General features: G+C 42.3%; 15 protein-coding genes and 1 pseudogene. 5 read left to right on the top strand and 11 right to left on the bottom strand.

Annotated features, from left to right (window positions below; translation table 11 throughout):
- Positions 1–171: 171 nt before the first annotated feature.
- Positions 172–282 (top strand): annotated as a pseudogene (locus GQY27_RS21750) (DUF817 domain-containing protein); the annotation flags it as partial.
- Between the two features lie 108 nt (positions 283–390).
- On the opposite strand, the gene GQY27_RS12875 reads toward GQY27_RS21750, so the two are convergent.
- From GQY27_RS12875 to GQY27_RS12855, 5 genes are all read right to left on the bottom strand, one after another.
- Complete coding sequence (locus tag GQY27_RS12875) at positions 391–1,167, bottom strand: YhcN/YlaJ family sporulation lipoprotein (RefSeq protein ID WP_160034956.1); 777 nt, start codon at positions 1,165–1,167, stop codon at positions 391–393.
- A gap of 152 nt (positions 1,168–1,319) precedes the next feature.
- Positions 1,320–2,276 carry a DUF4340 domain-containing protein gene (locus GQY27_RS12870; protein ID WP_160034954.1) on the bottom strand — a complete coding sequence of 319 codons (957 nt, stop codon included), beginning with the start codon at positions 2,274–2,276 and terminating at the stop codon, positions 1,320–1,322.
- Positions 2,273–3,661, bottom strand: coding sequence for a GldG family protein (locus GQY27_RS12865; RefSeq protein ID WP_160034952.1), 1,389 nt, complete (start codon positions 3,659–3,661; stop codon positions 2,273–2,275). Before GQY27_RS12865 ends, GQY27_RS12870 begins: the two co-directional genes overlap by 4 nt.
- A 5-nt stretch (positions 3,662–3,666) precedes the next feature.
- Positions 3,667–4,380: an ABC transporter permease gene (locus tag GQY27_RS12860; RefSeq protein ID WP_160034950.1), complete on the bottom strand. Its 714-nt coding sequence runs from the start codon at positions 4,378–4,380 to the stop codon at positions 3,667–3,669.
- Positions 4,377–5,339, bottom strand: a complete 963-nt coding sequence (locus GQY27_RS12855; RefSeq protein ID WP_160034948.1) for an ABC transporter ATP-binding protein — start codon at positions 5,337–5,339, stop codon at positions 4,377–4,379. Before GQY27_RS12855 ends, GQY27_RS12860 begins: the two co-directional genes overlap by 4 nt.
- Positions 5,340–5,541: 202 nt before the next feature.
- Here GQY27_RS12855 and GQY27_RS12850 point away from each other — a divergent pair, with 202 nt between their 5' ends.
- Positions 5,542–6,612, top strand: coding sequence for a glycosyltransferase family 4 protein (locus tag GQY27_RS12850; protein ID WP_160034946.1), 1,071 nt, complete (start codon positions 5,542–5,544; stop codon positions 6,610–6,612).
- A 21-nt stretch (positions 6,613–6,633) separates the two neighbouring features.
- A complete protein-coding gene (locus tag GQY27_RS12845) occupies positions 6,634–8,055 on the top strand; it encodes a glycosyltransferase family 4 protein (protein ID WP_160034944.1) in 1,422 nt (473 codons plus the stop codon).
- A gap of 101 nt (positions 8,056–8,156) precedes the next feature.
- On the opposite strand, the gene GQY27_RS12840 is transcribed toward GQY27_RS12845, so the two are convergent.
- From GQY27_RS12840 to GQY27_RS12820, 5 genes are all read right to left on the bottom strand, one after another.
- Entirely contained in the window at positions 8,157–10,352 is a 2,196-nt protein-coding gene (locus GQY27_RS12840; protein ID WP_160034942.1) for a stalk domain-containing protein, read from the bottom strand.
- Positions 10,353–10,526: 174 nt separating this feature from the next.
- Positions 10,527–11,300, bottom strand: a complete 774-nt coding sequence (aroD, locus tag GQY27_RS12835; protein ID WP_160034940.1) for a type I 3-dehydroquinate dehydratase — start codon at positions 11,298–11,300, stop codon at positions 10,527–10,529.
- A gap of 66 nt (positions 11,301–11,366) precedes the next feature.
- A complete protein-coding gene (locus tag GQY27_RS12830) occupies positions 11,367–12,581 on the bottom strand; it encodes an MFS transporter (protein WP_160034938.1) in 1,215 nt (404 codons plus the stop codon).
- A gap of 97 nt (positions 12,582–12,678) precedes the next feature.
- On the bottom strand, positions 12,679–13,542 hold the full coding sequence (locus GQY27_RS12825) for a shikimate dehydrogenase (protein ID WP_160034936.1): 864 nt from the start codon (positions 13,540–13,542) through the stop codon (positions 12,679–12,681).
- Between the two features lie 133 nt (positions 13,543–13,675).
- Complete coding sequence (locus GQY27_RS12820; RefSeq protein WP_160034934.1) at positions 13,676–15,661, bottom strand: NAD(P)/FAD-dependent oxidoreductase; 1,986 nt, start codon at positions 15,659–15,661, stop codon at positions 13,676–13,678.
- A 361-nt stretch (positions 15,662–16,022) separates the two neighbouring features.
- On the opposite strand from GQY27_RS12820, the gene GQY27_RS12815 reads away from it, so the two are divergent.
- Together GQY27_RS12815 and GQY27_RS12810 are read left to right on the top strand one after the other, a co-directional pair.
- Positions 16,023–16,919 (top strand): LysR family transcriptional regulator, encoded by an 897-nt coding sequence (locus GQY27_RS12815; RefSeq protein ID WP_160034932.1) that lies wholly within the window; start codon positions 16,023–16,025, stop codon positions 16,917–16,919.
- A gap of 187 nt (positions 16,920–17,106) precedes the next feature.
- On the top strand, positions 17,107–18,384 hold the full coding sequence (locus tag GQY27_RS12810) for an MFS transporter (RefSeq protein WP_160034930.1): 1,278 nt from the start codon (positions 17,107–17,109) through the stop codon (positions 18,382–18,384).
- 86 nt (positions 18,385–18,470) lie between these two features.
- Here GQY27_RS12810 and GQY27_RS12805 read toward each other — a convergent pair whose 3' ends face one another.
- Positions 18,471–19,517: a glycosyltransferase family 4 protein gene (locus GQY27_RS12805; RefSeq protein ID WP_160034928.1), complete on the bottom strand. Its 1,047-nt coding sequence runs from the start codon at positions 19,515–19,517 to the stop codon at positions 18,471–18,473.
- Between the last annotated feature and the right edge of the window lie 15 nt (positions 19,518–19,532).

Raw genomic sequence — 19,532 nt, 5'->3', positions numbered from 1 at the left:
ATATATGGAATGTTATGGGTATTCAACGAATACCTCTGTTTTCCTATGCCCTTTTACGACACCTCAGCCACTTGCTACTCCTAAGCTTTCATTTTTCACACTTTGACTAAGGAGAAATCCTGCGAATTCATGAGCCAGAGTGAGTTATTTAAATCATTTCGAGGGAGTTTTAGTAAAATCAGCTCTTGGTTTCTGCTAGTGATCATTAGCGTTATCATCGTTGCCCAGCTTAAACATGTGAAAGCCAACCTTACAAACCATGACTCATCACGAATAAAATAAGAATAAATTCTTCTATAAACCTTATATAAAAGACGCTGTCCTATTGGACAACGCCTTTTCTTCATTTTTGATAAAATTATGATGTCTAATACTTAAAATGCAGATGTTTTACTTATGATTAGACGTGGTTTTAGCTGGGAAGATACGGTCCATCATAACCTGGAACTCATTCACAATACCACTGATCGGATGTCCGTTCTCAAGATCAGAAGCGTACCCTCGTACACGTCCCAAGAAATCTGGGTTTGCTGAAATATATACATTTTTCACCTTAGGATCTATTTGTTTAATCTTCTTCGTTATTTTTTGTTTCATTTCATCTGTAACTTCTTCTGCTTGATTGTTGTTCATTTTACTGTACTGGGGACCATTTGCATTATCTCCAAGCATATTGCTTTGAGAATAGTTGTTGGAATGAAGTCCCGGTGCAATACCGCTCGTTGTATAGGGAGCTCTTGTCCCCATATCATTTGTACCCATGTTGCCTAGATCATGTTGATTCATTAGATTTTGGTTGTTATGATGTCTTGTGCTTTGCGGCTGTACTCCTTCTTTGAGCGATACCGCAACATAAGCATTATGATCAGTGCGCAGAACATAAGCCTCTCCCACCCCGTTCATTTCAGAGATTGCTTTCGACATTTGATTGTGTGCAGACAGACTGGTTGTACGATGTACACTAGCTCGGTCCGGATTAATACCATTCATTCCATAGTTAATCCCATTACGAACGTTGCGGTTTACATCTGAGGCGTAATTTCGAACATTGTTCGTTTTTACTCCTTGATTATCGGCTGTTGTCCCACATCCCGTAAGAGCTGACATCATAAGAATTGCAGTAGATAAAGAAAGAGTAACTACTTTGTTTTTTTTCATTCCTGGCATGGTTCGTCCTCCGCTTCCAATTGAAGTTGTTATAGCACTTCGTTAGCATGCGCGAAGCACTACTGCCTTATGCTGAAAGGATATGGAACACGCCACTCAAAAAAAGCCCGAAGATTCCCACTGTATAACCAGGGTCTTCGAGCTTTCTTTTATTATTCTGTTGTATTTGTTTCTTCTGTATCACTGGGTCTATTCAGTAAATCTTCTGCTTTATCAGTTACCTTATCCACCGAATCAGCAGAAATCACATAAGCAAGTGTCATATCCTTGTTCGTTTTCACATAGTACATACCTTGCTCAGAGGACTCCGTCAGCCCTTGATAAACCTGGGTCGTTCCATCTTTTAATTCAGCAGTTACTGTAAAAGAAACAGAGGTACTTCCTTGTTCAGGTTTTTGCAGCACTTGATCCGTAGCGATTGTCTTTAGCTGATTCATAAGCGTATCTGCATCCGTAATGTCTATATTTCCACCATTTAAAGTCCAGGCCGCTGTCTCCCCTTCTTCTTCATCCTTACGTTTTAAAACCCATGAAATATCGCTGCTCTCCCACTCAAGGGATACAAGCTGATCATTATCCCATTCAAAAGGCGTGGTATCCATCAATTGTAGAGGACTCAATAGGAGATTTGATGCCGTCGTTTCTGCAATACTCACCACTTGTCCTGCCCCTAATTGTGCGTAAACCTTGCTTCCTGTGGGCAGGTTATTTCCAAGTGCGATTTCAATCGTACCGCCATCTTCCGTTGTAATTATAATTCCCTGATCATCTAGAGAAAGTCCATATTTCTCAAGATCTGTCGGATTCTCTTCTACGACAGAGGCAAGATCCACGTTGGTCACTGTATCAAGCCACTCATCAACGGCATAGCTATTCACAGGATACGCTTCTGGGGAAGTCATTACCCACTCGTTATTTTGCTTCGTAAGTTCTGTTATTTCGCCGCCGCTTACAATACGGAATGACGTAATCGCTGCTGGGTCTATCACATCCGTGCCCATTAGTTTTTCCGGTTCAGCTTGTTCCTGAAAATAGTTCTCGGAGTGAGCGAAAGCCCACATCCCTGTGAGTACAACTAACAAAAGAATCGTCGGAATAAACTTTTTCATTTTTTTCTGCGCCTCCACCATAATAAAGCACCAATGATGACAAAAATAAGCGGCATTCCGATGACGGCAATCGCAAAAATTGCCGAACCTTGGGCCTGTGTCAAGTAAGCCAGTTCATATCCCAGCTGCTCCCTTGGACGAATGGTCAAGCCATTTTCTTTTTCTGCGAGATAATTAATGGTATTGAGAATAAAATCCCGGTTCCCCCCGCTTCCAATTTCGTAATCTTGCATGAAAGTGGTTGCACCTATAATAACGGCTTTTGGATTACCATCTGTCGTTTCTATGGCGTATCCTAATTTGACGGGTCCTTGCAAATCTTCTTTCGTATCATTATTGGTTTCATTCTCCAAAAGACCTGTTATATCTGTTTCCCCATAACTCGTGTCTGAGGACTCCAGAATAGATGTTACCATCCATTGATCTTGTGTTTCAGCGCTAAGTCCGAGCGATAGACTGAAGACAGGCTGAAGATGATTTTGAATTAATTTATCGGTAACCGCATGTGATTCAAGCTCAGGCATGGACCATAAAGGTCCATTCGTCGTGGAAGATTCCTGATCAACCATAATGGCATGTTCATCTACCACTCCGTACTGTTTCATCAGTGCATCAATATTGGTCCACTGGCTCTTCATATCTTCATGAAAACCAAGGGTGAGGAGCAGCTTGCCCCCTTGATCCATATAGTTTTGAACCTGCTTTAACTCCGCATCACTCAGATCCTCTTGCGGACCCAAAATAGCTAGAACATCGATACCATCCGGAACCCCTGCATCTTCTGTTAAAGTAATCTCAGCCACTTCCATGTTACTCTGGTTTAGGGAGGTTTGAAGCGTTGTAGCCGCAGACAGTTCCAGTTCTCCATGACCTGTTAAAAAGGCTATTTTATGTTTTTCATCTGATTCAAGTGAAAGAAGTGCCTGCGTTAATTTTTCTTCTCCTGAGAACAAATAAGATCCTTCATTCTCCCCAGAAGAGAATAAATCAATCATCGACACAATTTGCTGCTTGTCTCCTTGTAAAATAACAATGGAACTTGAATTTAGCTCGTACTGCTGAGCCAGTACAGGTTCCGATTCAAGATTATATTTTTCCACTTTCAGTTTACTATTCAGCTTACTGTACTCATCGACTAAATCCGTTACTTCCCGGTTTAGTAGTTCATCACTTGAGCTGTTCACCGTAAAGACCAGCACCCGGGTATCTTCCGAAATTGCTTTGACTGCTTCTTTCGTTTGGTCTGATAACGTGTTTTGTTTTCCCTCAGAGAGATCAAGCTGAAAGCCTCCGAGTGAATTCATAAATAACGTCAGCAAAATAAAAATACCGATAACCGCTGCGGAAATAATACCGCTGTTCGTATGATTCATCCATTTTTTCATTCTTCTTACCTCCACCGTTTCCGCTCAATGCCCTGAATACTGAGCGTCAGGAAAACACCGGCTAATGTAAGATAAAAAATCACATCAGGTCCGCTAACCACACCTTTAGTGAAGTTCGCGAATCGATTAGACAACGAAAATGGAGAGAGCCAAGCTGTGATTGCACTGCTGCTATCTGTAAAGGAATCAATCATCCACAGTACAAGTAATATAATGAAACCAGCTACCGCTGATACCATCTGATGTTGGGTAAGAGACGACGCAAAGAGTCCAATTGCCATCATCGAAGCGCCCATTAAAAAGAGTCCCAGTGCGGACAGCCATACGGTCGTTTCATTAATATCACCATACAAGGACATAATAAGCGGATAGGTCAGACTGCATAGAATCAGGAGCAGTAAAATGACCAAAGACGCCAAATATTTTCCGAATACAATTTCAGTTACGCTCGTGGGTGAAGTCATTAATAGTTCGTCGGTTCCCTGCTTAAATTCTTCCGCGATAAGACGCATGGTCAGCAGAGGTACAATATAGATCAATAGAGATACGGTATCTCCGAGCACTAGCCGGTAGTCCACAATACTAGGCTGATAGTAGACAAAGCTCATAAAGAACAAAAAGCTCGACAACAATACATACACCGCAAAAGCAAAGTACGTAGTTGGAACAAGAAAATAGGACTGAAGTTCTTTATAGAAAATCGCCATCATCCGTTTCATTTCCGCTCTCTCCCTTCTTCCGTCATCGTCAGCTTCTGGAACACTTCTTCGAGCGTCTGATCCTGTTTCTTCATTTCTAGAATCGGAATATGCTCAGAAGCAAGCTTATAAAAAAGCTCCTCTCTATAGTCATAATGAGTTGGAGTGCTCAGCCGCAGCTGCAAAATCCCTTCTGATTGACTATGCATACCCAGTGTAATAGGGTGTTCTTGTCCATTTCCCCAAGAAGTCAGAATAGGCATTACATGTTCTGCTTCTCCTTTTACCGTAAGATGAACCTCAAATGCATCTCCCATCGAATTCCCTACCGAATCAGGTGAACCATCCAACACAAGTTTTCCTTGATTAATAATAAGAACTCGGCTGCATAAAGCACTTACTTCTGGGAGGATATGCGTGCTGAGTAATACCGTGTGATTCTCGCCTAACTCTTTAATTAAATCCCGTATCTCCATAATCTGGTTCGGGTCTAGTCCAGACGTAGGTTCATCGAGAACCAGCAAATCCGGCTTATGGATAATGGCTCCAGCCAGTCCCGTCCGCTGTTTATATCCTTTGGATAAGCTTCGAATCATTTGGTGTTCTCTTCCGCTTAGTCCAAGTCGGCTGACCATCTCATCTACTCTTAGCTTCTGTTCCCTTGCAGAGACATCACGTAATTTTGCGACGAATTGTAAGTAAGACAGCACGGTCATGTCTGGATATAGTGGGGGAGTCTCTGGTAAATATCCGATACGAGAACGAACTTTTCTCCCCTGCTCATGTACAGACATTCCATCTAGAAGGATTTTGCCTTCGGTTGGTCTTAAATATCCGGTAATCATTCGCATGGTAGTTGTTTTCCCTGCTCCGTTTGGGCCCAGAAAGCCAACAATCTCTCCCCGTTCCATTGAGAAATCAAGGTCCTGAACCCCTCTTTGACCATTGTAAGTTTTACTTACTTGATCCAGTTTCAGCAAAAGACTTCATCCTTTCTGCTTCTCTTCTCCGTTCATTAACGGTATTCCCAGTCTAGCCTGATAACAATAAACGATTCTTAAATCAATCTAAAAGAATCCTTAAAAAAAGTTGTCTAAATTGTGAACTGATACCTAACTACCCACACCGTCCCCCCATGTTATACGTACCTTATCTTATCAATAGTAACGGGAGGGGTATGTCTTGAAAGTACTGTTTACTTTCTTTATTCCAAGCGGCGGTGTGGAGACGCTCAATCGGCTGCGCTGTGCAGCCTTGAAACAACATGGGATCGAAGCACATACCTTATATCTCATGCCAGGCACCGGACTTCAGAATACTACAGGTACGGTGTTTACCATGTCAGATAATGAGGAGATTCGTGCGCTTTTGGAAGAGCAGCAATATGATGCCGTCATCTCTACTTCGGATATTAATATGCTGGAACGGCTCCGTGTTTTTCTTCATTACAAAGGGAAAATCATCTTCGAGGCACAAGGACTTGGCACAAAGGAAGCGGCTGTTGAGACCATCGAAATGGCTTCTCCTTATCTGCAAGCCTATGCAGATGCGGTTCTTATTCCCCCAACCACCCATCTTCATCAACTTTTTTTGGACATGTGCCCTTTTATGCACTTGTTCATTATTAAAGGAATGCTCGATACAACGAGCTTTGCCCCGCTTGAAACCGACATCCCCCCTTACCCCGCCTTACTCTGGGTTGGTCGTCTTGAATTTAATAAAAACTGGCGGGAATTTCTCCACATTGGTCACCGCGTAATTCAAGAAAAACCAGAAGCAAGACTATGGTTTTTTCATGACCCTACCCTTGCCTTTTCAGCGGATGAACAGCAGTTCTACGAAACATTAAAAACACTCCATTTGGAAGATAAAATCGGAATTTTTAGCAACGTTCCACACTCCAAGATGCCGATGTATTATTCCATGGCAGCAAGATCAGGCGGGGTTATGATCTCAACGTCAATTATGGAGGGCTTTGGGTATGCGGTAGCTGAAGCGATTAGCTGTGAATGTCCTGTTGTCAGCACGGATTCTGACGGCGTAAGAGCGTTCATTACACATAATCAAACCGGTAAATTTTATCCGCTTGGAGAGGTCGAACAGGCAGCAAAAGAGGTCCTGGAACTGATGAACAATCATACGATGCGTACGCAGATTCAAAAGGCAGGCCGTGAGTATCTTGTCTCTCAATTCTCCCCAGGTGCTTATGCTCATTCGTTCCGTCAAATGATGAACGCCTTGGCTATTTTTTAATAGGAAGGAGCACACTTCTTCATGAAAATACTCATGGCAACCTTCTGGGGACTTCAGAACCTTGGGGGGATTTGGACGTATATTCGGCAATTATCAGAGTGGTACGCGGAACATGGAATAGAAGTCGATGTCATTGGAACTGATATGCAGAAAGAGACCGTTTATATACTAAAGAAGGGATGGTTATTTGAAAAAAAGGCGGTCCTCCCTGCTCTGCATTCAAGCCTCTCTCCCCATCATGTTCCGGCACTTCATGCGGACCCCTATCTTGCTTTTTTAGAACTGAATCGGTATGCCTATGAACTTGGAATGGCCTATCTTGGAACCGAATCTTATGATCTAATTCATGCCCAAGACCCGATTAGCGCATACTCTATTTCCCGTGTGATGAAGCGCAAAGTTCCGCTTGTTACAAGTTACCATGGATCGCTGCATTTAGAAGGATATCTCGATGAACTGCAGATAAACCCTGATACGCGTAAAGAAGATTATTTACTTACCCCGCTCGGAACATACTATAAGACGATGGAACAACTCGGCATCGCTGCATCCGATGGGTTTATTGTCTCATCGAGCTGGATTCAGCAGCTGATGCAGCAGTTTCAGGCACCTGGCGCTGCATTCAGCCGAATTCCTTATGCGGTAGACCTGGTTCAGTATGATGAGCTTGCAACAAAACAATCTTCCTATTCTGCTCCTCCTAACAAGAAAGTCATTGCTTTTACAGGTCGTTTGGAATACATCAAAGGGATTCATGTTCTGCTTGAAGCGGCCGCGATCCTGAAAAAGTACAGAGGGGATTTTGTCATCTGGATTGCCGGGGAAGGAAGTATGGGCCCTCTTTATAAAGAACAAACTCAGAACAAAGGATTAAAGGGTCATGTGAAATTCTGGGGGATGGTCGATAACGTGCCTTCGTTCCTAAAAAACGTCCATATCTATGTACAGCCGAGTTTACAGGATACTCAGCCTTTCTCTGTGACGGAAGCACAACTTGCAGGAATTCCTGTCATTGTGGCGGATACCGCCGGAATGCCGGATATGGTAGTAGAGGGCAAGACCGGTTATGTCGTTCCTCCCTCTGATGCTGCCGCTCTTGCCCGCAAGCTTGACTACCTTCTCACCCATCCTAAAGTAAGAACCCGTGTTGGAACGGCAGCGCGTACCTGGGCACGTAAATACCGTTCACTGGAACGGCAGGCGAAGGATACCCTTGCGGTTTATGAGCGGTATATCAAAAAGGATCGGATGGCGGAGCGTGGGCAAGACGAGAAGACCGATGTAAAAATCGGAAGAGACGCACGAACGGAATTCCTAAGTACATCACCAGCTTTCTCTCTTCCTCATCTGCCGATTGCTTCCGAACTTCTTGCTGACTTAATGAGCAAACTTCCCGCCGATTACCGCCTGCCTGATCGGAAGGTAATAAAGGAAGAAAAATGAAAAAGACGGCAGACAAACTAGAGGAAGCTCGTTTGTCTGCCGTCTGCGCGCATCGTTTGATCGAAGCACTTATTTCTCATCCTTATGAGAAAAGGATTCATCTAGAGCTCTGCAATCAATTCTATCGCATTTCTCGTTAGCGCTGAGCCAGTCACAGTGACTTTAGTAATCGCAATAAGCTGAGTATCTGTCATCAGCAGTTTTACGATGGTGCCTTGTGTCTTGTACGTTTTCGTAGTGGATAACGTGTTTGTATCCACTTGGTTAATCACATTTTTTGTAGCTGTATAAAATTTTTCCGTATGATTCTTATTCGCAACAAAGATATCAAACTTATCCATCGTACCTGCATAGTTCATATCACTCGTCTTATTATTGGTAGCAGTAAAGATCGAACCCGCACCGTTCACAATAAACTTACCATCTGGCGTAATCCCAAATACCGTAGACAATTTATAGTCTCCATGATAGGGAGAATCATAGGTGGTTGTGATCTTCCCATCCGTGAGCCGGAACACATCCATATCTCTCGGACTTAACGGAGTAGTGATAGAATAAATCCGATTCTCTGATGGATGCATCATGATTTTCGTTTGGTGATATACGCGAGACGAAGAAAGCTCCCTCTTGGTCGTCCGGTCATAACTTTTCATATAGGTCCACTGACCGGAGCCTGAGGTAAGATATACATGTCCGGATTCATCAGCCGCAATATCGTAAGGATCAATATCCACATCCCACTCATCTATTACTTGTAGTGTAGAAGGATCAAGTACTCTCACGGTTCCTCCTTGCTCTTCATCAAACCGATAGGGACTGTATTCTCCATCACTAAAAATGACATAAAGTTCTCCACTTGCATATACGAGTTTCCGTGGCGCCTTGCTAAATGAAGTGGAAATCTTGGTTACTTTTTTCTTAGCAAGGTCATAGGAGACAATAGTAGATTCAGTGTCATCGATAGCATAGACAACGGGCCTCGATGGATCGGTTACTGCTTCCTGTATAACTTCATTGAGTACACTTACATTTTCTGTCGGTGGTGTAACTGCTGGAGGCTTTGGAGTTTCTTCCGGTGTAACTGTTCCAGATCCATTCGAAGGTTCTCTAAATTGATCTTGATTTAATACCGTTATTTTTGAAAAAGCTGCTGAATTATATTTGCTAATCCAAGATTTCGCATAATCAATAGGAACAGCAAAATTCAAATTCCCTTCATCAATACTGGAAGAAGTAACGCCGATAACTTCTCCTTTTTTATTAAATAGCGCTCCTCCCGAACTGCCTGAAGCAATGGGCGCTGTAAATTGAATCAAACTTTGGCCATCAATGACACGAAGTCCGCTTATCACTCCCGTCGAAACGGTGTTTTGCAGCCCTTCCGGATTACCAATCGCAACAACGGCTTGTCCTTTCGCCAAGTTCTGCGTGGAACCGATATGAAGCGGAGGTACATTCGTCCGTATCTTCGCTTTTACTAAAGCCAGGTCATTCATCTTGTCCACAGCGACAATGCCTGCTGCTTCATACACTTGATCTTTCCCTGTGTAAATTACATAACTGCTTGCTTCATTAATCACGTGATAATTCGTTAAGTACAAACCATAACCTACCGCAAATGCACTGCCAAATCCGGTAGATTCACCGCTGCGATCCAGTGCTTCCAATACAACAACACTTTGTTCAAAACCCGCGATTTGCTGATTTGTTAAGTTTTTACCTGTATAAGGACTTTTGTTATAGGGTTCTAAAATAAACTTTAAATAATCTACAATCTCAGCATCTTGCACCGGATGTAGAATCGCTTTCTCACTAATCACGATAATTCCCCGGCTGTAAAATACCTTCTTACCGAGTGTTTCACTGATCAGACGAATAGGTACAAACGTCCGGCCTTGTTGATATTCTGCCGGTGCGTCAAGTGCTGTCTTTTTCCCGTTCACAAGTATGGTCTTGCTGCCTAGCGTAATTTTTATTTCCTTTCCTGCAAGCGTAATGGTTGCGGTAGAAGTAGCTTGATTCCAGGCAACTCGTGCACCAAGGCTTTCACTAATAAAGCGCAGCGGCACCATTGTTCGTTGACTTTTCACATACGGTACAATATTGTAGTTATTTTCATCAATAATACGATCTTCCGTATCATAGATGGCGTTTGGGCTCCCAATGGACAGAATAACTGCCTCGTTAAATAGATCTTCAAAATCAAGCTCATCTGCCTGAGCGTACCCTGATAAAGGATAGCAAAGCAGTCCTAAAATGGTAATTAAAACTAGTAACCTGCGCTTCATTTGTTTCATTCTGTCTCCTTCTAGGTGTGTGATATTTGTAGGACTGCGTAAAAAAATCCCGTGCCCTAAGTTAGACGCAGAATGAATTATAATGTTTCACACGATTTAAATTAAACCATATTTTACCTATAAGTAAAAAACGTTTGAACCCCAAAAGGTCCAAACGCTTTTCACGTCTCAAATTTACATATGCTTGTGCAGCGTGTTCAGCATACTGCGAAGTTCTTCGACAGGCACCTGACCTGGAGCGGATGCTTTTTTGGCAGCTCCAAATGTGAGTGCAGAACCAAACAGTTCACCCGCAATCCGGCTGATCACACCTTTGCCCGCCATGGACATCGTAATGATCGGTCTATCCGCATACTCTTCTTTCATGATATGAGTGGCTTCCATCAGCATCAGCACATCAGAGACACTTTGCGGCATCGCTGCCAGTTTCGGAATATCGCCGCCAAGTTCTTGTGCCTTACGAAGGCGAGATAGGATTTCTTCTTTAGAAGGTGTTTTATCAAAATCATGGTTTGAGATGATCACATAGACATTATGCTTATGTGCTGCATCAATAATTGCTTTTACTTCTGCATCCCCAGTGAACAATTCAGCATCCACGATATCTACTTGTCCTGTTGCCGCAATGGCTTGGTTCAATTCTACATAATAAGCGGTGCTGACTTCTTTTTCTCCGCCTTCTTTCGCGCTGCGGAACGTAAAGACAATCGGCTGGGTAGGAAGAATCGAGCGAATTTCCGCTAGAGCTTCTTTCACTTTCTGTATATCTTCTACATGTTCAAAGAAATCGACGCGCCATTCAATGACATCAAAATCTTGGAATGTTAGAAAATTTGCCTCTTCTTTTAACTGTTCAACTGTCTCTCCTACGAGAGGAACGCAAATTTTAGGTGCGCCTTCGCCAATTGCGACGTTTTTAACGATAACGGGTTTTAGCGTATTTTGCATATTAATAGACTCCTTTGTCTTCTATATAAGGTCATTACAGCTATAATTTAGAACTGCCTGTTAACTTTAGCCTTGTACTGCTTTTAGTGGTGCGTTCATTACTTTCCGGTAACGGATGTTGACTATAATAGCTAGAATAACACCGACAAGCGTAACGATCGCATCGAACATAATAATACTGCTGATACTCGTTTTGGATAGTATACCTGTAATTACAGGAATTGAGAATGTCGCAAGGCTTGATGCGGTATATACAATACCGGTAATTTTACCTTTACTAGTTGGAAAGAGCTCAGACATCGTTGTAAGTGCGAGCTGCAATACGCCGCCAGCAGCGGAGAAACCAATCACAAATCCTGCGATTACACATACTGCCGCAGATGGGAAAGCCCATAGTACAACCAGTGCTATAAAAGAAATTAACGGATAAATAAATACAAAAGTGACAGGTTTCACAAGACTCTTCACAAGGAAAGAAGTAACAAACACAGAGATCAAGGAGCCCATACTGTAGTAACTAATAAGCTGCAATGATGAGGTGTTTGACATCCCTGCTACTTGCTCTCCATACGTTGGAAGCCATACAGAAATCAGATAAAACGTTGCTGTCGCAGTATAACCAATCAGAATGAGGCATAGTCCTTCAATCCAGAAGCTAGGTTTTCTACCGGAATGACTCTTATCTGCTACGGTAGTTGTTTCTTGCTGTTCTTGTTGCTGCTCCTGATCAGGGAATGGCAAGCGAATAAGGAACAAGCCATTGACGATAAAGATCGCTACACAGATCAAGAAGGAGTAACCATAATACAAGTTGCTGCTAATGAGTACACTGATGATCATTGGAAGTGCAAATTGACCACCGGAAATAAACGCTTTGATAATAACATTTGCTGTACCTGCAGATTTCGGAAAAGCTTCCATGAGGGCCGGATAGGTACCAGAATCAAGCACCGAGTTCGCCATCCCTGCGAGCAAGGCAAAGATAAAGGCGACGGTCACGTTCGGTGATAACAGAATTCCGACGAAGAATACGGCATACATGGCCATCCCGATAAATACGAATGGTTTCCGTCCTAATTTGTCAGACAGTACACCCGAAATAAACAGAACGAGTAATCGTCCAATACCGAGTGCGGATATAACATAGGAAATTCCGGCGCTATCGGTATTTAACTGTTCGCTTAGGAACCCCATATTCTGTGCCAGGATAATAGCACCCATACCATGTACAAAATAGTTAATATACAAAGCTAATGCCGTTGGCATATACTTGTTCTTCACAACATTCCACTGCTCCTTTAGAGTAGATTCATTTGTTAAGATCGAATTAGTTTGTTCATTTTTTCACAAGTGTCGCCGTGAGAAGGCAGACGCCTTCCTAGAACAACAATTCTTTAATGTAATCAACAGGCATGTCTTCCCCTGTCCAGATTTTGAATGCTTCTGCACCTTGCCATAGCATCATGCCAAGACCGTTAATTGTACGGCATCCTTGTTCTTCTGCCATCTCAAGCAGACGTGTTTTTTCAGGAATATAAACGACATCAGATACAATCAGATCACTGCGCAGTACAGCAGGGTCGGTAATGAGGCTTTGACCTACGAGTGGTTTCATGCCCACGCCTGTTGCATTCGTAAAGATTGCACTGTCTTCAATTTCCTTATAGAGAGTGTTCGTGTCTTCCAGGTCAAACAGCTTCACTTTGCAATCTGTCTTTTCCATAATATTTCTAACCGTTTGTTCCGCACGCTCATAGAATGCATCTTTTCTATTAAAAATAGAGATTTCTTTAACACCGTCCAGTGCTGCTTGAATACAGATCGCTGTGGCTGCTCCGCCGGCACCTGTAATCGTCATTTTTTTGCCAATGATATCAATACCATCTTCTTTGAGTGCTCTCATGTACCCTACTCCATCGGTGATATGACCTGTAAGCACCCCATTATCGTTCACTACAGTGTTCACTGCTCCTGCAAGTTCAGCTGCAGGAGATAACTTATCTAAATATTGAAGAACAACCGTTTTATTCGGCATCGTCACGTTGCAACCACGTACATTAAGGGAGCGGAAACCTTGAATTACCCCAGGAAGCTGCTCATTATCCACATCAAATGCTAAATACACATAGTCTAATCCGAGTTTAGCGAAAGCTTCGTTATGCATTTTTGGGGACAAACTGTGAGAAATGGGAGTTCCTAATAAACCAATAAGTTTTGTTTTTCCTGAAATACGTTCTGCCATGATTAACATCTCCTCTAGTTGTTTATATTCATTATTTATCAAAGACAAGACCATAACTCGGTCAACTTTGTAATTCCCTCGGTAGCCACGTGCCAGAACTTTTTATTCTAGCACGCAGACACCTCTGTTGATCTTACAAGGAACCTATCTTTTTCAAGGTAGAAAGGATATTTCTCCCTTCGCGTACCCCATCTAAGATTTTACGTGCGCCGAGACTATCTCCAATATTAATAACTTCTACTCCCTGAGGAATAAAATGCTTCTCTACCTCACTGAGTTCAGGACGTTCTGGTCTCATACCCAGGCAGACAAATCCAAAGTCAAAATCAAGAGAGCTCACTTCACCCTCATATTCTAGTTTGAAATGATCCCCCGCCACTTCAACCAAGGATGTGCTTGTTCTCACATCAACTTCATGTTTCTTCAGCATGTCCATCATAGAAATTCTAGTAATAATATCAAGATCCTTACCTAGTTCAGGAAGTCGTTCTACAATGGTAACCTCTGCTTTTTGAGATGAGAAAAATTCAACTACATCCAGGCCAACTGCACCACCACCGATAACAGCTACTTTCTTTCCTTCCATATTAGGGAACTGATTCACGTCACTCAGCAGACTGAAAATAGAATGAACACGACTACCCGGCTTATCAATATGTTCTAACAATCCTTGAATTGGCGGAAGCAAAGGCTTAGATCCTGTTGCATTCACGATCACATCCGGCTTCAAGTTCTCGATTCGAGCGATATCGGCAACGGTATCCGTAAAGGTAATAAGATTTTTCAACCGTTTGCTTCTTTGATTTAAATATTTAGGGAAATCAGCAATTCGTTTTTTGTCCGGCAATCTTGAGATTTCAGCAGCTAGTCCGCCGAGATACGATTTCTGTTCAATTAGGAATGTATTGCAACCTACTTCTGCTGCTGTACATGCCGCCTCTAGACCGGCTGTACCTCCGCCGATAACTACAACATTCGTTTGCTTCTTCACTTGCTTATCTTTATATTCATCTCCATTGATGACATCTGGATTTACCGTACATTTAATTGGACGATTGAGTGCAATTCGGTGACCAGCACATCCAATGTTACAAGAAATACATTTACGAAGCATTTCTTCTTCACCACGGCTTACTTTGCTTACCCAATCAGGATCAGCGATAAGTCCGCGCCCGATCGCAATGAGATCCGCTTCTCCTTTAGAGAGTACATTTTCAGCCACCTGTGGATGACGGAAATTACCGCTCGCAATCGTCGGTTTATTAAATTTATCACGTACTGCTTTTGCCAGATAGGAGCGCCATCCATCAGGCAGACTCATTTGATCAATCTGATATTGCAGGGAATCATTCAGCGCCGCGGACACATTAATGACGTCTACTTCCTCATGCAGATAATCAAGAAGCTGGAGTGAATCTTCTAAAGTGTTGCCTCCGGCAACAAATTCATCCGCACTGATTCGAAGCATGATCGGGAACATTGGTCCAACCTCTGCTCTGATCCGGTCAATAACCATGCGAGCGAAGCGAGCACGATTCTCGTAACTGCCGCCAAACTCATCTGTACGTTTGTTATATACAGGAGACAAGAACTGACAGAGCAAATAGGAGTGTCCTGCGTGAATTTCTATCGCATCAAAACCTGCCATTTTCACTCGTTTTGCTGCTTTTCCGTACTTCTCTACAATCTCTAGAATTTCTTCTTTGGTAAGCGGGCGAGGAACCGCTCCGCCTGCTTTCGAAGGAATATTAGAAGAGGATACAGGCTGCTGTCCAATTCGATCCGGAACTGCAGAAGCACCTGCATGGTTAATTTGAATCGCTACTTTGGCACCTTGATTATGAAGACGTTCTGTCAGCTCGTAGAACCCTGGAATATAACGATCATGGTCTATACGCAGCTGGGTCGTTCCATTGGAGCCTAAAGGGAAATCGAGACAAGCATTTTCTACAATAATTAGACCGGTTCCGCCTTTCGCCCGTTGCTCATAATATTTCATATGGTTTGGTGTCATTTCACCGTTTGTACCGGCAAAGTTCGTTCCCATCGGCGGCATGACAATTCGGTTCTTGAGGGTCATGCTTTTCACAGTTAAGGGTGAAAAAATCGTAGGATACATTTACTCTTCCTCCAGTTTATTTAATCTAAGATGTTTAAGACCCGCATCCTTAACGTCTTGCAAACTTTCCATGTGAATCTTCCAATGTGAATTAATTCACATGTCAGGTCTAAAATATAACCGCTGAAGCGAGCGGCTCTAGTGTTGTGAGAGATCATCTGTTCTTTTTTTCGTTTGTTGGTAAGTCTAGTCACTATTCATTATCTAATTCAATTTCATTCAGCTGAACGTTTATGGCTACATTGTATAATCAGATTTTCAATAAAACAAATTCATATTTTCATAAAAATCAATAGATTTTATCTATGGATTGTTTTATAATAATCCTGCTTTCTAACTCATAGGAAAGGAAGTTGTACTTATGAATCTTAGGCATCTACAGTACTTTCAAGTCCTAGCTGAACTAGAACACTTCACCCAGGCTTCAGCTAAACTGCATATTACACAGCCCAGTCTAAGTCACGCCATCGCAGAACTAGAGAAGAAACTTGGCGTTCCCTTATTCGAGAAAAAAGGACGGAATGTCCGTCTGACCAAGTATGGTCGTGTATTCCTCGAACATGTTGACAAGGCTTTGTCTGAGCTTAGTAAAGGTGAGCATAAAATCCGGGAGCTTGCTAGTCCCAATCATGGCCGAGTTGATCTAGCTTTTATCTACACACTCGGACCGCACTTTGCCCCTTCTCTGATTCAATCCTTTACTTCTCGTGAGGAGTTCAAAGATATTACGCTCTCTTTTCATCAAGGAAATACACAAACTTTAATTCAGGAATTAAAAAATGACACCTTTGATATCGCGTTCTGTTCCTTTCTCCCTGAAGAACAAGAACATATTGAGTTTATCCCCGTCACAAAAGAAGAACTGGTAGTGATTGTTCATCCAGAGCATCCTTTAGCGAATCAGGATTCTATTGATTTGAAAGATACAGCCGGGTATCCATTCATTTTCTTTAATGAGGCGAGCGGTGTAAGGCCCATTATTGACGACCTATTTGCCCAAGTGGACGTCACTCCGCACATTATCTGTGAGATTGAGGAGGATAATGCGATGGCAGGACTTGTATCTGTAAATTACGGAATTGGCATTATGCCCCGGATCAGCACACTAAATCATTTTCAGGTCAAAGCACTGCCCATCTCTAACCCAAGCTATGAGCGATATATCTATATGGCTACAGTAAAAAATCGTTATTTATCACCCGCAGCCATTGCATTTCGGGATTATGTCATTGCACATTGTCAGGGAAGTATTAAGTAGTTTCTTTTCTTATTATGATGCGACGGATTTTTACATTTAATGACACATTTTCTTGATATTCAATCTATTGATTTATATAAAATTGTACTTTATACTCCAGTTTGAGAGTTTCAATCCATTTTTTTATGTTATTGTGTTATCGTTTGTGATTTTTTTCACTATCATTATCGGTTAGGTGGAGTACATCATGAATACCCTGAAAAATAGTTATCTTCACGCAGCTTGTGGAATATACATCAACTATTTCTTATACGGGATGGTTAATATTATTTTGGCATCTCATATGTCATTTCTAACCGAATCTCTTCATACGAATGCAGCCGGTGTCAGCTTGCTTGTATCAGCCATCTGTTTTGTCCGCCTTGCTACACTATACGTATCAGGCTTATTATCAGATCGATTTGGACGAAAACCGTTTATTATCATTGCAGGTATTCTCATGGCCGTCTTCCTGGTCGGTATTCCGCTCAGTCCAAACTTAGGAACAGCCGTTATTTTTGCAGTGCTCGCAGGGGTTGCCAATGCTTGTATGGATTCGGGTACCTATCCAGCGCTTATAGAAGCCTTTCCAAAAGCAGCTGGCTCAGCAACGGTATTAGTTAGAGGTGTGATCTCGGTAGGAGCATCGCTGCTGCCGATCATCATTTTATTTATCATGAATCAAGATTGGTTTTATGGATATGCCTTCTTCCTGCCTGCTATCATTTTTCTTCTGAATACGATTTTGATCTACAGAGCGAAGTTTCCGAGTATGAAGTGCGAAGACGAAGAAAAAGATGATGAAACCATCACGAAAGAAGTACCGAAAAAACCGGTATATCATTCTCAGCCACGCTTTAGGCTAGAGGGAATTTGCTTAATCTTACTTGGTTTCACGGGACCTGCTCTTTTATATGTTATGCAACTCTGGCTCCCTACTTATGGACAACAGATGATAGGCTTAACAGAAGCAGATTCGCTTAAGCTGATTAGCTACTATAATATCGGCTCCTTAGTCTCTGTATTCTTTCTTGTTATTGCACTTAGCAAATGGTTAAAACCTGTGAGTGTCGTTCTCTTATATCCCATTCTTTCCTTGTTTGCGTTTATACTGCTTCTGACCGTGAAATCTCAAATGGCAATGATTGCAGCTGTCTTGTTAATTGGTTTTACAATTTCAGGCGTATTGCAGTTATCGCTTACTGTGATGAGTGAATTTTTTAGTGAACGAAAAGGACAGATTACCGGTTTCATGTACACCGCTACCTCCATTTCCTATACGACAATTCCTTTTGTCACTGGCCTGCTAATGGAGCATTTCCATGTTAGAAGTGTATTTGAACTGGCCATTGCGATCAATCTGATCAGTATTGTGTTAGCTATCGTTGTCAATTACAGATATGCCAGGGTATTTTTCACCAAAACACTGTTTTTCGGAAAAAAAGCGGCTTCTCAAAAAGAAAAACAAGATCTTTTATATCGTTAAAACTCATGATGAAAAGCCCCCTGCCTTCTAAGCTCTTCTAAGCAGGGGGCTTTTCATATAGATCTAGCCTCAAAAGAAACTTCGGGCTAAATAGCACGGACTCTGCTCACGATATCGTTCACAATCCGCTCCAGCTCGGAATAACTTTTCTCCCAGGTGAAGACACTTGAGTCGCGTTCCCCATTCTTCGCCAGTTTTAACCTCAGATGATCATTTTCAATCAGCCTGATTACATCTTTAGCTAACCGATTCTCGTATCGATAAGACATAAGACAGTTTCGTTCATGCATAGCATATTCCGTGTTTCCTCCTGAATAACAAGCGACAAGAGCTGCTCCGCATCTCATCGCTTCAAGACCCGGAAGTGAACCTGTATCATATGAACCTGAACTAACATAGATATCGGTCTGGTTATAATGATATCTCAATTCTTCATCGTTCTCTGGAGTATAGATATTATATTTTCCCGTCGATTGAAGAAACTGTATATCCTCGGAGTCTGCATATTCGCCAGGAGGTGTTATTAAGTTCAAACTCACTTCTGGATGAGCGGCTTTCACAAGATCAAGCTGAGCAAGTAAATATTTTTGTTCCCGATGCCACGAAAAATCCCCTTCTTCTTTCCGGTAGATCGAAGTAATACGCAGCGGACCATTTAATTGTTCCCGAATATGCATATTATGAAAAAAGCGGCTGACACCTATAGGTACAATTCTGCCCTTTATTCCATGATTAAGAAAAATCATATCTTGCTGCCACCTGGAAAGTACAAGTAAATGAGGGGTTAGATGATAGGAAGGAAATGAATATTGGTTATCTCTCAGAAAAGTAGGCTCATAACACAAGGACAACCTTACATGCAGCCCTTTGCCTTCTTCGCTGGCTTGCTGCGCCGGAAAAGCTGTTGTGTAAAAATTAGATAAAACGACATCCCCCTTAGGGATATGGCGTGATTGTAAAATGGTCTCCTTCACTTGCAAAATTCGTGCTTTGATCTCATATTCCACTACACCTTGGCTTGGCATTACAATCAAAACTTCATGCCCCGTGTCGACAAGCCGATTCGCAAGTTCCGCGATCATTCGCTGTGCTCCGCCGTGACATAACGTGTATACAGGTAAAATGTAACGCAACTGCTCTTCACCTCC

This window comes from Paenibacillus sp. An7 (genome assembly GCF_009870785.1).
GTDB lineage: Bacteria > Bacillota > Bacilli > Paenibacillales > Paenibacillaceae > Paenibacillus.
This window is presented reverse-complemented; position numbering and strand designations above follow the sequence as displayed.